The following is a 16,173-nucleotide window of genomic DNA, read 5'->3' as shown; positions in this document are numbered from 1 at the left end:
TACCCATTCCATGGGCGCACATGCTAACATAGCCAAATAAGATAGATAACGATAATCACTATCATTATCAAATCATGGATGTTGCTATGTCGTTTTCCTCTTCTGCGGTGCGCGCCATTGCCGTGCCCGTATTATTGCTGCTGTTGATCCTTGCGATTGCACTCAGTCTGCTGGTTGGCGCGAAGTCCCTGCCCGCATCCGTTATTGTCGATGCGCTCTCCGGAAGCTGCCAGAGCGCCGACTGCGTTATCGTGCTCGACGCTCGTCTGCCCCGAACCCTCGCCGGACTGCTGGCCGGTGGTGCCCTCGGTCTTGCCGGGGCCCTGATGCAAACCCTCACCCGTAACCCGCTGGCGGACCCCGGTATTCTCGGCGTGAACTCTGGCGCCAGCTTTGCCATCGTGCTCGGCGCGGCGCTGTTCGGATTGACGTCACCTTCTGAGCAACTGGTGATGGCCTTTTGCGGCGCGCTGGCCGCCTCGCTGGTGGTCGCGTTTACCGGCAGCCAGGGCGGTGGACAGCTAAGCCCGGTACGCCTGACGCTGGCTGGCGTAGCGCTCGCAGCGGTGCTGGAAGGCTTATCCAACGGCATCGCCCTGCTCAACCCGGACGTCTACGACCAGTTGCGCTTCTGGCAGGCCGGCTCGCTGGATATCCGTACTCTCGACACGCTGAAAGTGGTGGCGCTCCCGGTCATTATCGCCGCCGCCGTGGCGCTGTTGTTAAGCCGGGCGCTCAACAGCCTCAGTCTTGGCAGCGACACCGCGACCGCACTCGGCAACCGCGTGGCGCGTACGCAGCTGGTTGGCCTGCTCGCCATCACCGTCCTGTGTGGCTGCGCGACCGCCGTGGTCGGCCCGATTGCCTTTATCGGCCTGATGATGCCGCACATGGCGCGCTGGCTGGTGGGGGCCGATCACCGCTGGTCATTGCCGGTCACCTTGCTTGCCACCCCGGCCCTGCTGCTGTTTGCCGATGTGCTCGGCCGTCTACTGGTGCCAGGCGAACTGCGCGTTTCGGTGGTCAGCGCCTTTATCGGCGCGCCGGTGCTGATCGTCCTGGTACGACGCAGACGCGGAGGTGGCGCATGAGGGTTCTGACCCGTCGTTTAATAACCAGCGTATCTCTGCTGGTTATCGCCACGGTTATGCTGGCGGTCTGGAGCCTGCAAAGCGGTGCGGTCACGCTCGATTTCGTGCAGGTCTTCCACGCCCTCACGGGCAGCGCCCCGCGCAATATCACCCTGGTGGTCACCGAATGGCGACTGCCGCGGGTGGCGATGGCGATTCTGGTGGGCGCAGCGCTCGGGGTCAGCGGCGCGATTTTCCAGTCGCTGATGCGCAACCCGCTCGGCAGCCCGGACGTAATGGGCCTGAATACCGGAGCCTGGAGTGGCGTACTGGTGGCGATGGTGCTGTTCGGCCAGCACCTGACGGCCATCACCTTTACGGCGATGGCGGGCGGTATTCTGACGTCGCTGGTTATCTGGCTCCTTGCCTGGCGCAACGGCATCGATACCTTCCGCCTGATCATCATCGGTATTGGCGTGCGCGCCATGCTGATGGCCTTTAACACCTGGCTGTTACTGCAGGCCACGCTGGACACCGCGATCTCCGCCGGGCTGTGGTATGCCGGTTCACTCAACGGCCTGACGTGGGGCAAAACCTGGCCCGCCGCGCCGTTGATTTTGCTGATGTTTATCGGCGCGCTGCTGCTGGTGCGCCGCATGCGGCTGCTGGAGATGGGCGACGACAGCGCCTGCGCGCTGGGCGTGAGCGTTGAGCGCTCGCGCCTGATGCTGATGCTGGTGGCCGTATTACTGACCGCCGCCTCCACCGCCATCGCCGGGCCGATATCCTTTATTGCGCTTGTCGCCCCGCACATCGCCCGGCGTCTTAGCGGCACCGCGCGCTGGGGATTAACCCAGGCGGCGCTGTGCGGATCGCTGTTACTGCTGGCCGCCGATCTCTGCGCCCAGCGGCTGTTTATGCCTTATCAACTGCCGGTGGGCGTGGTAACCGTCAGCCTCGGCGGGATTTACCTCATCGTCTTGCTCGTTCAGGAGTCACGCAAGAAATGACAGACACAACAACCCGCTTGCGCGGCGAAAACCTTACCCTTGGCTACGGCAAAAAAATCATTGCCCGTGATTTAACCGTCGCTATTCCGGAGGGCCACTTCACGGCGATTATCGGCCCGAACGGCTGCGGCAAATCAACCTTGCTGCGCACGCTGAGCCGCCTGATGACCCCGGTTGAGGGCAGCGTGTTTCTGGACGGAGAGCAGATCCAGCGCTTCGCCAGCAAAGAGGTGGCCAGGCGCATCGGGCTGCTGGCGCAAAACGCCACCACGCCGGGGGACATCACGGTGCAGGAACTGGTCTCGCGCGGGCGCTATCCGCACCAGCCGCTATTTACCCGCTGGCGTAAAGAGGACGATGAAGCGGTAAACCGCGCGATGCAGGCGACGGGGATTACCGCTCTCGCCCAACAAAGCGTCGATACCCTTTCCGGGGGCCAGCGCCAGCGCGCGTGGATTGCGATGGTGTTAGCGCAGGAAACCTCCATCATGCTGCTGGACGAGCCAACAACGTGGCTGGATATCAGCCATCAAATTGACCTGCTGGAGCTGCTGAGCGAGCTGAACCGCACCCAAGGGTATACGCTGGCGGCGGTGCTCCATGATTTGAACCAGGCGTGCCGCTACGCGACGCATCTCATTGCCTTGCGCGACGGTGAGATTGTGGCGCAGGGCGCGCCGAAGGAGATTGTGACGCCGGATCTGATCGCGCAGATCTACGGTATGCGCTGCATGATTATTGACGATCCGGTGGCGGGAACGCCGCTGGTGGTGCCATTGGGTCGGCGGTAATTGCCGGGTGGCGGCTACGCCTTACCCGGCCTACATTCAGCTCCCGTAGGCCCGGTAAGCACAGGGTATGAACCGGAAACATGGGTAACACTTTAGACCGGATACATGGGTAACAGTTATAACTGGCATAGAAGAGGAGACTCGCTATGCCCTGGACTGAGACCCGACCTATGCAACGCCTTGATTTTATCCGTGCCTGCCATGCAGGTACGGACTCCTTCTCCGCGCTTTGCCGTCTTTTTGGCATCAGCCGTAAAACCGGCTATAAATGGCTTCAGCGTTTTGACCCTTCTGACCTGTCATCTCTCTCGGACCGGTCGCGTGCGCCACGCTCCCACTCCCGGACGGTTCCTGATGATATCGCCGGACACCTGACTGCCCTGCGTCAAAAACACCCTGACTGGGGGCCAAAAAAACTGCGGATGTGGTTGCTCAATCATCACGTCGATTTTACCGTACCTGCCGCCAGCACTATCGGCGATATCCTCAAGCGCGAAGGCCTGGTTCCGGATAAAAAACGAAAACGCAGAACACCAGGCAATCGCCAGCCCCTGACCATCATCAGTGAGAACAATCAGGTCTGGAGCGCTGATTTTAAAGGCAAGTTCAGGCTGCTCAGCAGAGAGTACTGCCATCCTTTCACCCTGACCGATAATCACAGCCGGTATCTGCTCAGCTGCCGGGGAACACACCGTGAGAGTGAACCCTTTGTCAGAGAGTGCCTGACGGATGCGTTCCTGGAATATGGTCTGCCGGAAGTGCTTAGAACCGATAACGGCCAGCCCTTCGCGGGAACAGGAATAGCCGGATTAAGTCGTCTTGCCGTCTGGCTAATCAAGCTGGGCATCAGGCCGGAGCGTATCAGAAAGGGGCATCCGGAAGAAAATGGCCGCCATGAGCGAATGCACCGCTCCCTGAAAAGTGCGGTGAAACAGGGCAACACCTTCATGACGATGGAAGAACAACAGCGGTGGTTCAGTGACTACCGGAAAGAATTTAACTACGAAAGGCCGCATGAAGCACTGGCGGGAGCAACGCCCGGAACGGTATGGCAACCCTCAAACCGACACTGGGATGGCCGTGTTCCTGAATATGCTTATCCGGAAGGAGGTACAGTCTACAGGGTGAAATCGAGGGGGACCCTCTATATGGGAAAAAAGGGTACGGTGTTCCTGAGTGAAGCACTGACTGGGGAGTACATCATGCTGGAAGAACAAGATGATGGCCTTGAGGCCATCATCTTTAATGGGATAACGCTTGCGTACTACGACCGAAAAACCCAGAGTGTGCTCCGGATAGACTAAAAGTGTTACCTATGTTCCCGGTCTGATCTGTCACCTATGTATCCGGTCATACAACAGCGCCACCGGGCATTTGCACTATCCCAACATTTCCCTCAACACCGGCCCAATCTTCTCAAACGCCTGCGGCGAAATGATATCCACGTGGGCGCAATCCTGGCTATGCACCTCAAGCTCCGCCACCCACGGCGCTCAGGCGACCTGCGGATCCATCGTGCGCGTGCGCTCGGCGACAAACAGCGTCGCTTTGCCTTCAAACCGCGCGCTGTGCGCCGTGGTGAGCAGGCGCACCGCATCGGCGTAGTTGCCCTCGATGGCGCCAAACAGCTCACTGCTGCCCTGCCCCTGCTGCGCGGCGATAAACGCCTGCCGCTCGCGCTCAATTTCCGCCAGCACTGCCGGGTCGAGGCCGTTGGCCTCTTTCTCCGCCCAGTTCTGGGTTTCCGGTGGCCAGGTATCCAGCAGGCCAAGGAACGCCACCTCTTCACCCTGCGCGCGCAAACGAGCGGCAATAGCCTGCGCCAGCGTGCCGCCGAGGGAATAACCGAACAAATAATACGGCCCCTGCGGCTGCTGCTTACGCAGCGTATTCAGGTGATGATCAATCACCCCATCCAGATCCGCACACTGCTGCATCGGCCCTTCCGGTCGGGGAGACTGAATACCGGTGATAGACCAGCGCGGGCTGAGGTGGCGCGCCAGCACGCTGAACTGCCAGGCAAAACCGGACGCCGGATGGAAGCAGAACAGCGTCGGGCCATGGCTTTCACGCAGCGGCAGAACGGCTTCATGCCCCAGACGCTGCGCCTGCTCGTCGTTCATTTTTAAGTCCAGCAGCGCACTGAGCTTGCTCACCGTCGAGGCGACCATAATCTGCCCCGGCGTGACCTTGCGGGCGAACGTGCGGCTGAGCTGCGCCGCCAGCCGCATCGCCAGCAGCGAGTGGCCGCCGAGGGCAAAGAAGTCGGCTTCGATATCGTTCACCTCGCAACCCAGCAGCGCGGCAAACGCATGCGCCACGCCGATTTCGGTGTCCGTTTCCGGCGCGCGTCCGGTGGTTTTGCTGGTCAACTCCGGCAGCGGCAGCGCCTTGCGGTCGAGTTTGCCGTTCGCGCTGAGCGGCAGCGCGCTGAGTTGCAGCAGCACCACCGGCACCATATGCGGCGGAAGCTGCGCCTTCAGCGATTCCAGCAGCGCATCGCGATCCAGCGGTAAACCGGATTCGGAGACAACGTATCCCACCAGCTGGCGGGCATCGCCCCCCGTTGCCGCCGCCTGGTTGAACACGCAGGCATGCGCCACGGCCTGCGCCACGTCCGGCAGCGACAGTATCGCCCGGTCGATTTCGCCCAGCTCAATACGCTGGCCGCGAATTTTTAGCTGATCATCGCTGCGGCCCAGATATTCTACCGCCCCGTTATCCAGCCAGCGGGCGACGTCACCGGTGCGATACATCCGCTCGCCCGGCGCGAACGGGTCGGCGATAAAGCGGCTAGCGGTGAGATCCGGACGCCCCAGATATCCCTGCGCCAGCTGAATGCCGGTGAGATACAGATCCCCCGCCACGCCGAACGGCACCGGGCGCATCATTGCATCCAGAATGCGCAGCCCCGTGTTCCACACCGGGAAACCAATCGGCACGCTATTGCCTTCAACGGCCGCCAGCTCAGGGCCAAACGCCGGATACCAGCTCACGTCCACCGCCGCTTCGGTCGGGCCGTAGAGGTTGTGCAGCGGCGCATGGGTGAGCTGTTGCCACTCGCGGCACAGCCCGGTCGGCAGCGCTTCGCCGCTGCAGAACACCTGCTTAAGCGTCCTGCAGCAGTCGACGTTTTCCGGCGTCAGCGAGGCGACAAACGCCGCCAGCATCGACGGCACAAAGTGGGTCGTCGTGACGCCATACCGGGCGAAGAAGCTCTGCATCGCCTGCGGGTCCCGGTGCGCGTCCGGCTCGGCCATCACCAGCTTCGCCCCGGCGATAAACGGCCACCAGAACTCCCAGACCGAGACGTCAAAGCTGCACGGCGTTTTCTGCGCCACCACGTCATTCGCTGTCAGCGGGTAGTGGTTCTGCATCCACTTCAGGCGGTTAACGATGGCGGTATGCCCAACCATCACCCCTTTCGGACGCCCGGTTGAACCCGAGGTAAAAATGATGTACGCCGTCTGCTCCGGTTTCGCCGCGCGCAGAGGCTGAGTACCCGCAGCAGGCAAAAGCATGTTGTAACTAAACGAAGCTATGGGCAGTTCGCTAAAGCGCGGAAGCTGCTCATCGGTGGTAATCAGCAGGGACGGCTTTGCGTCCTCCAGCATCATCCGCAGGCGGTCGTCCGGGTAACCGGTGTCCAGCGGTAACCACGCGGCGCCGGCTTCCACAATGCCGTGCAGGGCCAGCGTCAGGAATACCGAACGCGGGAGGGCCACCGCCACGCTGTCGCCCGGCTTCACGCCGCGCGCACGCAGCAGGTTTGCCAGCGCGACCACCTGCTCGCGCATCTGGCGGTAGTTCAGCTCGATGTGCGCATCCGCCAGCGCGGGGGCGTCCGGCGTCCTGCTCGCCTGTTCCGCCACCAGCTCCGCGAGCGTGGTGGAGGGTAGCGCCAGCCCGGTGTCATTGATGCGCGCAAGCTGCGCGTACTCTTGCTCTGACACGGTTTCCACTTCCCCACATCGCAGGTCCGGGTTAGCGGCAAACTGCACCAGCATCGCGTTCAGGCGCGCGACGTGGCCCTTCAGCGTTGTTTCATCGTAACGCTGTTTGCTGGCGAGAATTTCAATACTTAATCCGCCCTGCTCGTCCGGGAACAAGGCCAGCTCGAGATCGTTCACCGGTCCGGTCGCCAGCGTGTGGGTGATGGCCTCTACGCCGTCGAGTTCCAGTTGATAATCGAACACCTTAACGTTCAGCACCGGGCCAAACAGGGCTTCATCACCCGCCGCCTTACCGCTGTCGCGGAGAATTTGCTCCGCGTCGTAGCGCTGATGGCGGCGCATTTTTTTCAGCTGGCTCGCCAGACGCAGCGCCAGCCCAGGCAGGCTCTCCTGCGGATCGATATTCACCGCAAGCGGCAGGACGTTGAGCACCGGTCCAGTTGCGGTCAGCGCGACGGAGCCCATGCGGCGCATAAAGATAAACCCGGCGGCGTAGTCCAGACGCCCGGTCAGGCGGCCCAGCCACAGCGCGACCAGCGCAAGCGCCAGATCGGTACGCTGAGCCTGCCCTGCAGCCTGCGCAAGCTGGCTAAACGCGCTGCTGTCGGCGACGATTTTCAGGCGCAGGATGTCAGTTGTCGCGGCGCGCCCCGGCAGCGGCGCGGAAGAAAGAGAGACCGGAGGAGGAAGCTGTCTGCGCTGCGCTGCCCAGAAGTCACCGTCGCGTGCATACGCCTCGCTTTCACGATAGCGCTGATACTCTTCCACCACCTCAGCGAAGGGTGAAAAAGGAGATGGCGACGTGGGGTCGCCCTTTTTCCATGCGGCATAAATGGCGGCAATCTGGCGGGTAATCGCCGGGAAACTGAAGCCATCTACCACTAAGTGATGATAACGCTGATACCAGTACCAGCGTTCTTCCCCCACCTGAATCAGCAGATGAAACGCCAGCGGTTGACCGCTGTCGACGCGCAGGTTCTGGTTGAGATCGGCTTCCATCAGCGCCACGGCGGCATCATGAGAGTCCACGCGAACGATGGACGGTTCCGGCAGCATGACGGTTTCATCCACCCACTGCCACACCTCACCGTTATCTTCGGCAAAACGCATCCGCAGGGTATCGGCCTGCATCATGCCTTCAGCAATGGCTTTTGCCAGCAACGGCGCGTCGATATCGCCCTTTAGCTCAGTGTAGTGCGCCACGCTCCAGGCATTTGGCAGCGCGGACAACTGCTCCGCCATCCAGATACCCGGCTGGGCGGCGACAAGCGGAAGACGGCTCATGCGTTTTCCCCCGCAAAATACGACGGCTCAAGCGTCTGCCAGTGTTCCGCCAGCCACTGCTGGCACACGTCCTGAGACTGCGCTTCGCATACCACGCGCCAGCCCGCGGGCAATTCGCACTGCTGCGGCCACAGGCTGTACTGCCCCTGGTCGTTTTGCAAAATGACAAACTGTCCCTGCGGATTATCGAAAGGATTGCTGAATTCCATACAGACTCCGTTATTGAATAAGCGGCTGCCAGAGGGTCATCAGCCCCTGCGTCAGCCCACCGCGCCAGCAAAGCGCGTCGTGTCCGCCGTCAACCTGACGCCAGTAAACCTGCTGCTCGTGCAATTCGGCGTAAATCGCCTGATTTACGCGGAAGATAAGCGGTTCGTTGCGCCCGGCCTCAAGGACGATGCGCAGTCCGCGTGCGGTTTTTTCACCCGCTTTAAGCTGCCCGATGAGTAGCCCCTCCTGCTGTGCGCCGCGGTGCGGCCACCAGTAGGAACCGGACTGACTGAGCACGCAGCCAAAGCGCTGCGGCCAGTTGAGGCCCGCATAAAGGGAGGAAAGCCCGCCGAAGCTCTGACCCGCCGCCACGGTACGGTCGGCGCGGTCGCTGAAGGGGGCAATGCATTGTATGTGTGGGAGAAGTTCTTCCTGCACCGCCAGCCAGAAATCGGGGTTGCAGGGCAGCTCGCGGCTGCGGTGTGCGGTATCAATCACATCAATTAAGACATAGACCGCCGGGGGCAGTTTGCCTTCACGGGTAAGCGCGGCCAGCGCGGGCCAGACGGGCATGCTTTCGGCCCAGAACTGGCCATCAAGCAGCACCGCCAGCGGGCGCTCGGGGTTTTCCTCCCCGGTGGTAAAAATCCAGACTCGGCGGCGGTTTTTCAGGCGTGCGCTTTCCCAATCAATGCAGACCGGCGCGTGGTGGGGCGTATCAGGACGATCCCAGCCTGGCTGAACGGGTGCGCCCGGCATTTCCAGCGCCGAAACGGCATGACCGCGGCCACCGCGCCAGCTCTGCGGGTTAAGCGGGTCGGAAACCGCATGCGGCAGCAGTTTACCCCAGCCTTCGCGCAGCGCCATACGGTCCGGACTCTCGCCTTCAAACACCGCGTCGGCAAAATCGTTTTCATTCACGGAAGGGATAAAACAGTAGCTCCCCCGCCACGCGGGACTGAACTCTCCCTCCCACTGCCAGACGTCGGTATCCGGGATGCGTTTGAGGGACTGCGGGCGGGCATTTTGATGGTGATCGGTCACGCCGGTGATATTGAGCCAGACGTGTTTAATCGGTGACGACGTCTGCGTTCCGTTCGGATCGCGCCACCAGAACGTGACGCGAAATTTACCGTTTTCAGGTTTCAAGTCAGGCCCGCTTTTCGACTGCCACCACGCTTCACTGCCCGTTGTTAACGCCGTCACCCTTATAACCTCATGTTTAACAGTCTTTTTTGTTTCAGGACAAATTTTATTGATAATATTATTGATAACTATTTGCATTTGCAATAGCGTAATGCCCGCGCTGTGGGAAGCGCGTTCATGAATAACCATAAAAGCGGGACGTACAATGAATAAGAAGATTCACTCTCTGGCCTTGCTGGTCAATTTAGGGATTTATGGCGTCGCGCTGCCCGCCATGGCAGACGACAACGCCGCCTCCGCGCAGCACGAAGACACGATGGTGATCACCGCCGCCGAGCAAAATTTGCAGGCACCGGGCGTGTCGACCATCACCGCCGATGAGATCCGTAAAAACCCGCCCGCGCGCGACGTGTCGGAAATCATCCGCACCATGCCGGGCGTGAACCTCACTGGTAACTCCACCAGCGGCCAGCGCGGGAATAACCGTCAGATTGATATCCGCGGCATGGGCCCGGAAAACACCCTGATCCTGATCGACGGTAAACCGGTTACCAGCCGTAACTCCATCCGTCTGGGCTGGCGCGGCGAGCGTGATACCCGGGGCGATACCGGCTGGGTACCGCCGGAGATGATCGAGCGCATCGAAGTGATCCGTGGTCCGGCGGCCGCCCGCTACGGCAACGGCGCGGCAGGTGGCGTGGTCAACATCATCACCAAAAAATTCGACGACCAGTGGCACGGCTCCTGGAACACCTACCTGAATGCGCCGGAACATAAAGATGAAGGTTCAACTAAGCGCACCAACTTCAGCCTGAGCGGCCCGCTGGGCGGCGATTTCAGCTTCCGCATGTTCGGTAACCTGGACAAAACCCAGGCCGACGCGTGGGACATCAACCAGGGCCATCAGTCTGACCGTACCGGCGCCTACGCCAACACCCTGCCCGCAGGTCGTGAAGGTGTAGAGAACAAAGACATCAACGGCGTCGTGCGCTGGGACTTCGCGCCCATGCAGTCCCTGGAGTTTGAAGCAGGCTATAGCCGCCAGAACAACCTTTATGCGGGCGACACGCAGAACACCAATAACGACAACGCGCTGGTGAAGAAAAACTACGGCAAAGAGACCAACCGTATTTATCGCCAGAACTTCGCGGTGACCTGGAACGGCGGCTGGGATAACGGCATTACCACCAGCAACTGGGCGCAGTACGAACACACCCGCAACTCCCGTCTGGGCGAAGGGCTGGCTGGCGGGACGGAAGGTCTGTTTAACAGCGATAAATTCACCGACACCGATCTGGCCGACGTGATGCTGCACAGCGAAATCAATCTGCCGATTGATTTCCTCGTTAACCAGAATCTGACCCTGGGCACCGAGTGGAACCAGCAGCGCATGAAGGATTCGACCTCCTTCACGCAAACCCAGCAGGGCGGCACCATTCCGGGCATGAGCAACGACCGTAGTCCGTACACCTCGGCGGAGATTTTCTCCCTGTTTGCGGAGAACAACATGGAGCTGACCGACAGCACCATGCTGACCCCTGCCCTGCGCTTCGATCACCACACCATCGTCGGCAATAACTGGAGCCCGTCGCTTAACCTGTCGCAAGGTCTGGGGGATGACTTCACGCTGAAGATGGGTATTGCGCGGGCTTACAAAGCGCCAAGCCTGTATCAGACCAACCCGAACTATCTGCTCTACAGTAAAGGCCAGGGTTGCTACGCAAGCGGCGACGGCGTCGGCTGCTACATGATGGGCAACGACGATCTGAAAGCCGAAACCAGCATCAACAAAGAGATCGGTCTGGAGTGGAAACGCGACGGCTGGCTGGCGGGCGTGACCTGGTTCCGCAACGACTACCGCGACAAGATTGAAGCGGGCTATGCGCCAATTGGCCACACCTCTTCCGGTAAGGTGCAGACGGATATTTACCAGTGGGAAAACGTCCCGAAAGCGGTGGTTGAAGGGCTGGAAGGCTCCCTGAACGTGCCGGTCAGCGACACGATCAACTGGACCAATAACATCACTTACATGCTGCAGAGTAAGAACAAGGAGACCGGCGACCGTCTGTCGATCATTCCGGAGTACACGCTAAACTCGACCCTGAGCTGGCAGGTGCATCAGGATGTGTCGCTGCAGTCGACCTTCACCTGGTACGGCAAGCAGCAGCCGAAGAAGTACAACTACAAGGGTGAGCCGGTGAGCGGGTCTGAGAAAGACGAAGTTAGCCCGTACAGCATCGTTGGCCTGAGCGCGACCTGGGACGTGACCAAAAACGTCAGCCTGACCGGCGGCGTGGACAACGTCTTCGACAAGCGCCAGTGGCGTGCGGGTAATGCCCAGACTACGGGGAATGCCACCACCGGCGCGTATATGTACGGTGCGGGAGCGTATACGTATAATGAGCCGGGTCGCACGTGGTATATGAGTGTGAATACGCATTTTTAAGGCACTGAAGTAAACCTTCCCTCTCCCCTCCGGGGAGAGGGTCAGGGTGAGGGGAAACCATGCACACAACCCACAGCACGTTCATTCTCGCCGATCGCACCGTTCACCGGGTCACCTTCGACCCCACCACTTTTACCGACGCCGATCTCCTCTGGCTTCCCCATCACGCAGAGCTTTCAAACGCCGGACGCAAACGCAAAGCCGAGCATCTTGCCGGGCGCATCGCCGTGGCGCACGCCTTACCGGACCACACCGTACCCGGCATCGGCCCCAGCGGGGAACCGCGCTGGCCACAGGGAGTGTCTGGCAGCATTACCCACATCAGCACGCAGGCGATGGCTGTCGTTACGCACGACCACCCTGCGCTTATCGGCATTGATTGCGAAACGATCCTCCCCGAAAACGAAGCCCGGGAAATCAAAGACGGCATTATTGATGCGCTAGAAGAGAGCGTCCTTTCCCGCTCGGGTTACCCGTTCGCCCTCGCCCTGACGCTGGTGTTTAGCGCCAAAGAGAGCCTGTTCAAAGCCCTCTTTCCGCAGGTGCAGGCCTGGATGGGATTTGACAGCGCCCGCGTCATGCAGCTCGTCGATAAGACGCTTACGCTGGCATTGACCTGCCAGCGCGCGGGCTATCCCGAAGGCACCGCCTTTACCGTTCACTGGCAACAGCACGGCGAACAGGCGATTACCCTGCTGTCACACTCTCCTGTCGACGGGCCTTCACGCTGGTGACTACAAACGTCACGATAAACACGACCGCGAACAGCACGACGATGGTCGGGGCAGGCGCGCTGTCGAGATAAAATGACGCATAGACGCCGCTTACGGACACGAGCGCGGAAACGGCTACCGCCACCAGCAGCGCCATGTGGAAGCGCCGGGTGATCAGCACCGCCACCGCGCCGGGCGCAATGAGCAACGAAATCGACAGAATAATCCCCACCGCTTTCAGCGTCGCCACGATGGTCAGCGAAACCATGCACAGTAATCCATAGTGCAGCCAGCGAGTGCGCAACCCGCTCGCCTGCGCCTGCTGATAATCAAAGCAGAACAGCAAAAAGTCCCGCCACTTCAGGCCAATCACCAGCGCAATCAGCCCCGCCACAATCCCGCTTTGCAGAATGTCCATCCCGTTAATACCCAGCATATCGCCGAACAGAATATGGTCGAGATGCACCTCGGGTTTGACGGCGATGTAGAGGATCAACCCGGCACCGAACATGCCGGAAAAGACGATCCCCATAACCGTATCCTGCTTGATGCGGCTGTTGTCTTTCAGGTATCCGGTGGCGACCGCGCAGAACAGACCGGCAACGAATGCGCCCAGCGCCAGCGGCAGCCCTATCATCCAGGCCAGCACGACGCCGGGAAACACCGCATGGCTCATGGCGTCGCCCATCAGCGCCCAGCCCTTGAGCACCAGAAAAACCGACAGCAGCGCGCAGGGCACGGCGACCAGCAGTGAAATCAGCAGCGCGTTGTTCATAAACGCAAACTGGAAGGGTTCAAGGAGCAGCGCGATCATGGGTGGACCTCCTGCGCCTGACGCGCCCGGCGGCGGCTGGCGAGCAGCCCGTGCTTCGGCGCAAAGACGAACGCCAGCAGGAACAGCAGCGTCTGGGCGACCACGATAATGCCGCCGGTCGCGCCGTCGAGATAATAGCTCGCCCACGCGCCGAGGAAGCTGGTAATGCTACCCATGGCAACGGCAATCATCAGCAGTCGCGGGAAGCGATCGGTCAGCAGCCACGCGGTCGCGCCGGGCGTGACCACCAGACAGATCACCAGAAATGCGCCGACGGTTTGCAGCGCAGCCACGGTGGAAACCGCCAGCAGGGTAAAGAAAAGGATCTTCAGACGTTCAGGACGCAGACCGATGGCGCGGGCGTGGTTCTCATCAAAAAAGGTCACCATCAAATCTTTCCATTTGAACAGCAGAACAAGCATCGACACCACGCCGATAATCGCCAGCTGGACGATGTCTTCCGGGGCAATGGCGAGGATATTCCCGAGGACGATAGTCTGAATATTCACCGAGGTCGGGTTGAGTGAGACCATAAACAGCCCGAGGCCGAAAAAGGAGGAGAAGATCAGCCCGATGATGGCGTCCTCTTTCAGGCGGCTGCGCTGGTTGAGAAACAGCATGCTGCCCGCCGCCAGCCCGCCCGACAGGAACGCCCCCAGCGAAAACGGCAGCCCGAGCATGTAGGCTCCCGCCACGCCCGGTACGATGGAGTGCGAGAGCGCATCGCCAATCAGCGACCAGCCTTTGAGCATCAAATAGCACGAGAGAAACGCGCACAGCCCGCCCACCATCGCCGAAACCCACATCGCGTTCAGCATGTACTCGTAGCCGAAGGGTTCCAGAAGTACGCTCATTTTACCTCCTGACGGTGCGTCACGAAGGGGCGTTCATCGTCGGTAATAATGCGATCTTCAGAGCCGCTGAGCACCACGTGGCGCAGCACGCCGCTGAAGGAGCGCTCCAGATTTTCGGCGGTAAAGGTAGTTTCCGTCGGGCCGCTTGCCAGCACGGTACCTTTGACCATGACCGTGTAATCGCAAAACTCGGAGACGGAGCCTAAATTGTGGGTCGATACCAGCATGGTTTTGCCCTCATCGCGCAGTTCCCGCAGCAGGCTGATAATTCTGGCTTCAGTTTTAACGTCCACGCCGGTAAACGGCTCGTCGAGCAGGATCACCTCGCCCTGCTGGGCAATCGCCCGCGCCAGAAACACGCGTTTCTTTTGCCCGCCGGAGAGCTCGCCAATCTGCCGATGGCGCAGCTCAAGCATATCCACCCGTTTCAGAGCGTCGGTGACGATCTGCCGATCCAGCGCTTTTGGCCGACGCAAAAAACCCATGTGTCCGTAGCGGCCCATCATCACCACGTCTTCCACCAGCACCGGGAACGACCAGTCAACCTCTTCCGACTGCGGCACGTAGGCGACCAGGTTCTGACGGAGCGCCCGGTGAGGCGGTAATCCCAGAATAGTGATCGTGCCGCTTGCCGCCCGTACAAAGCCCATCACCGCCTTAAACAGCGTAGATTTGCCGGAACCGTTCACGCCGACCAGTGCGGCAATCGAACCGCCCGGCACGCTGAACGAGGCATCACGCAATGCGGTATGACCGTTACGGTAGGTCACGGTCAAATCGGTTACGACAATCCCCTTCTGCATGGTTACTCCTTCATGCCGTCACGGATGCCCTGCACCAGCGTGCGGGTCGTGACGTTCAACAGATCGATATAGGTCGGCACCGGGCCGTTTTCTGCGCTCAGGGAGTCGACATACAGCACGCCACCGTAATGGGTATCGGTTTCCCGTGCCACCTGGCGCGCGGGTTTATCGGAGACCGTACTTTCGCTGAACACCGCCGGGATGCGATGTTTTTTCACCAGATCGATAACCTTGCGCACCTGCTGAGGCGTGCCCTGCTGATCGGCGTTGATCGGCCACAGATAAAGCGCCTTCAGGCCCAGATCCCGCGCCAGATAGGAGAACGCTCCTTCACTGGTGACCATCCAGCGCTTATCTTCCGGGATCTCCGCAACCTGCTTACGCAGCGGTTCGAGGGTGGCGGTGATCTTCTGCTTATAGGCTTCAGCGTTGCGCTGATAGGTCTGCGCATTCGCCGGGTCGTACTTCACCAACGCGTCACGAATGTTATCGACGTAAACCAGGGCGTTATCCGGAGACATCCACGCGTGCGGGTTGGGTTTGCCGTTATACGGCCCTTCCCCGATCCCCATCGGCGTAATGCCTTTGGTGACAATCACTTCCGGCACGCCGTTCAGATGCTGATAAAACCGCTGGAACCACAGCTCAAGGTTCATGCCGTTGGCCAGAATCAGCTGCGCCTTCTGGGCGCGCTTGATGTCGCCGGGCGTCGGCTGGTACTCATGGATTTCAGCACCCGGTTTGGTGATGGAAGTGACTTCTGCGGCGTCCCCCGCCACGTTTTTCGCCATATCAGCGATAACGGTAAAGGTCGTGATGACCTGGAATTTTTCAGCCGCCTGCGCACCCGCGGTGGCCGCGGTCAGTAGCAGCGAGCTGAACAACAGACGCTTCAATCCTTGCAGTAGGTGCATCGCAGAACTCTCCCGAGGTGATTAAATTCAAAGCAAAATTAGCCCGTGCTATAAGGTATAGCACAGGCTATGTTTAAATGAAAATAGTTATCATTAAAGATATATCAACGAAGGCGGTTCGTTTTGTGGGCCGGGTAAGCGCAGGGTATGAACCGGAAACATGGG

The 16,173-nt window shown here is 60.3% G+C and carries 12 protein-coding genes and 1 pseudogene; 6 read left to right on the top strand and 7 right to left on the bottom strand.

The annotated features are described in order from the left end of the window. Positions 1-86 precede the first annotated feature (86 nt). The 4 genes from fepD to BFV64_RS05705 all read left to right on the top strand — a co-directional run bounded on the left by fepD (position 87) and on the right by BFV64_RS05705 (position 4,175). Positions 87-1,091, top strand: coding sequence for a Fe(3+)-siderophore ABC transporter permease (fepD, locus tag BFV64_RS05720; protein ID WP_014882947.1), 1,005 nt, complete (start codon positions 87-89; stop codon positions 1,089-1,091). Continuing rightward, positions 1,088-2,080 (top strand): iron-enterobactin ABC transporter permease, encoded by a 993-nt coding sequence (gene fepG, locus BFV64_RS05715; RefSeq protein WP_069601808.1) that lies wholly within the window; start codon positions 1,088-1,090, stop codon positions 2,078-2,080. Before fepD ends, fepG begins: the two co-directional genes overlap by 4 nt. After that, positions 2,077-2,871, top strand: a complete 795-nt coding sequence (gene fepC / locus BFV64_RS05710) for an iron-enterobactin ABC transporter ATP-binding protein (RefSeq protein ID WP_023336889.1) — start codon at positions 2,077-2,079, stop codon at positions 2,869-2,871. Before fepG ends, fepC begins: the two co-directional genes overlap by 4 nt. Positions 2,872-3,017: 146 nt before the next feature. Next, positions 3,018-4,175, top strand: coding sequence for a DDE-type integrase/transposase/recombinase (locus tag BFV64_RS05705; protein WP_045282386.1), 1,158 nt, complete (start codon positions 3,018-3,020; stop codon positions 4,173-4,175). 75 nt (positions 4,176-4,250) lie between these two features. Here BFV64_RS05705 and entF read toward each other — a convergent pair. From entF to fes, 3 genes and pseudogenes are all read right to left on the bottom strand, one after another. Next, positions 4,251-8,108 (bottom strand): annotated as a pseudogene (gene entF, locus BFV64_RS05700) (enterobactin non-ribosomal peptide synthetase EntF). Further along, positions 8,105-8,317 (bottom strand): MbtH family protein, encoded by a 213-nt coding sequence (locus tag BFV64_RS05695; RefSeq protein ID WP_047344421.1) that lies wholly within the window; start codon positions 8,315-8,317, stop codon positions 8,105-8,107. The pseudogene entF and the gene BFV64_RS05695 overlap by 4 nt, the downstream one beginning before the upstream one ends. A gap of 10 nt (positions 8,318-8,327) precedes the next feature. Then, a complete protein-coding gene (gene fes, locus BFV64_RS05690; protein ID WP_063861202.1) occupies positions 8,328-9,524 on the bottom strand; it encodes an enterochelin esterase in 1,197 nt (398 codons plus the stop codon). 145 nt (positions 9,525-9,669) lie between these two features. Here fes and BFV64_RS05685 point away from each other — a divergent pair, with 145 nt between their 5' ends. Beyond that, positions 9,670-11,910 (top strand): TonB-dependent siderophore receptor, encoded by a 2,241-nt coding sequence (locus BFV64_RS05685; protein WP_023332349.1) that lies wholly within the window; start codon positions 9,670-9,672, stop codon positions 11,908-11,910. A 59-nt stretch (positions 11,911-11,969) separates the two neighbouring features. Continuing rightward, entirely contained in the window at positions 11,970-12,644 is a 675-nt protein-coding gene (entD, locus tag BFV64_RS05680) for an enterobactin synthase subunit EntD (protein WP_069601807.1), read from the top strand. Here the strand turns inward: entD and BFV64_RS05675 are convergent. Genes BFV64_RS05675 through BFV64_RS05660 form a run of 4 tightly spaced genes read right to left on the bottom strand, consistent with a single transcriptional unit; the run spans position 12,598 to position 16,008 of the window. Continuing rightward, positions 12,598-13,437 (bottom strand): metal ABC transporter permease, encoded by an 840-nt coding sequence (locus tag BFV64_RS05675; RefSeq protein WP_069601806.1) that lies wholly within the window; start codon positions 13,435-13,437, stop codon positions 12,598-12,600. The genes entD and BFV64_RS05675 overlap by 47 nt on opposite strands. Then, the gene (gene sitC, locus BFV64_RS05670) at positions 13,434-14,291 is read right to left on the bottom strand and encodes an iron/manganese ABC transporter permease subunit SitC (protein ID WP_045281635.1); all 858 of its coding nucleotides are present in this window, start codon (positions 14,289-14,291) and stop codon (positions 13,434-13,436) included. Before sitC ends, BFV64_RS05675 begins: the two co-directional genes overlap by 4 nt. After that, positions 14,288-15,094, bottom strand: a complete 807-nt coding sequence (gene sitB / locus BFV64_RS05665) for an iron/manganese ABC transporter ATP-binding protein SitB (RefSeq protein WP_069601805.1) — start codon at positions 15,092-15,094, stop codon at positions 14,288-14,290. Before sitB ends, sitC begins: the two co-directional genes overlap by 4 nt. A 2-nt stretch (positions 15,095-15,096) precedes the next feature. Beyond that, positions 15,097-16,008 (bottom strand): metal ABC transporter substrate-binding protein, encoded by a 912-nt coding sequence (locus tag BFV64_RS05660; RefSeq protein WP_069601804.1) that lies wholly within the window; start codon positions 16,006-16,008, stop codon positions 15,097-15,099. Between the last annotated feature and the right edge of the window lie 165 nt (positions 16,009-16,173).

The organism is Enterobacter kobei (assembly GCF_001729765.1).
GTDB classification, from domain to species: Bacteria; Pseudomonadota; Gammaproteobacteria; order Enterobacterales; family Enterobacteriaceae; genus Enterobacter; species Enterobacter kobei.
The sequence above is the reverse complement of the archived record's forward strand: the minus strand, read 5'-3'. Positions and strand labels throughout refer to the sequence as shown.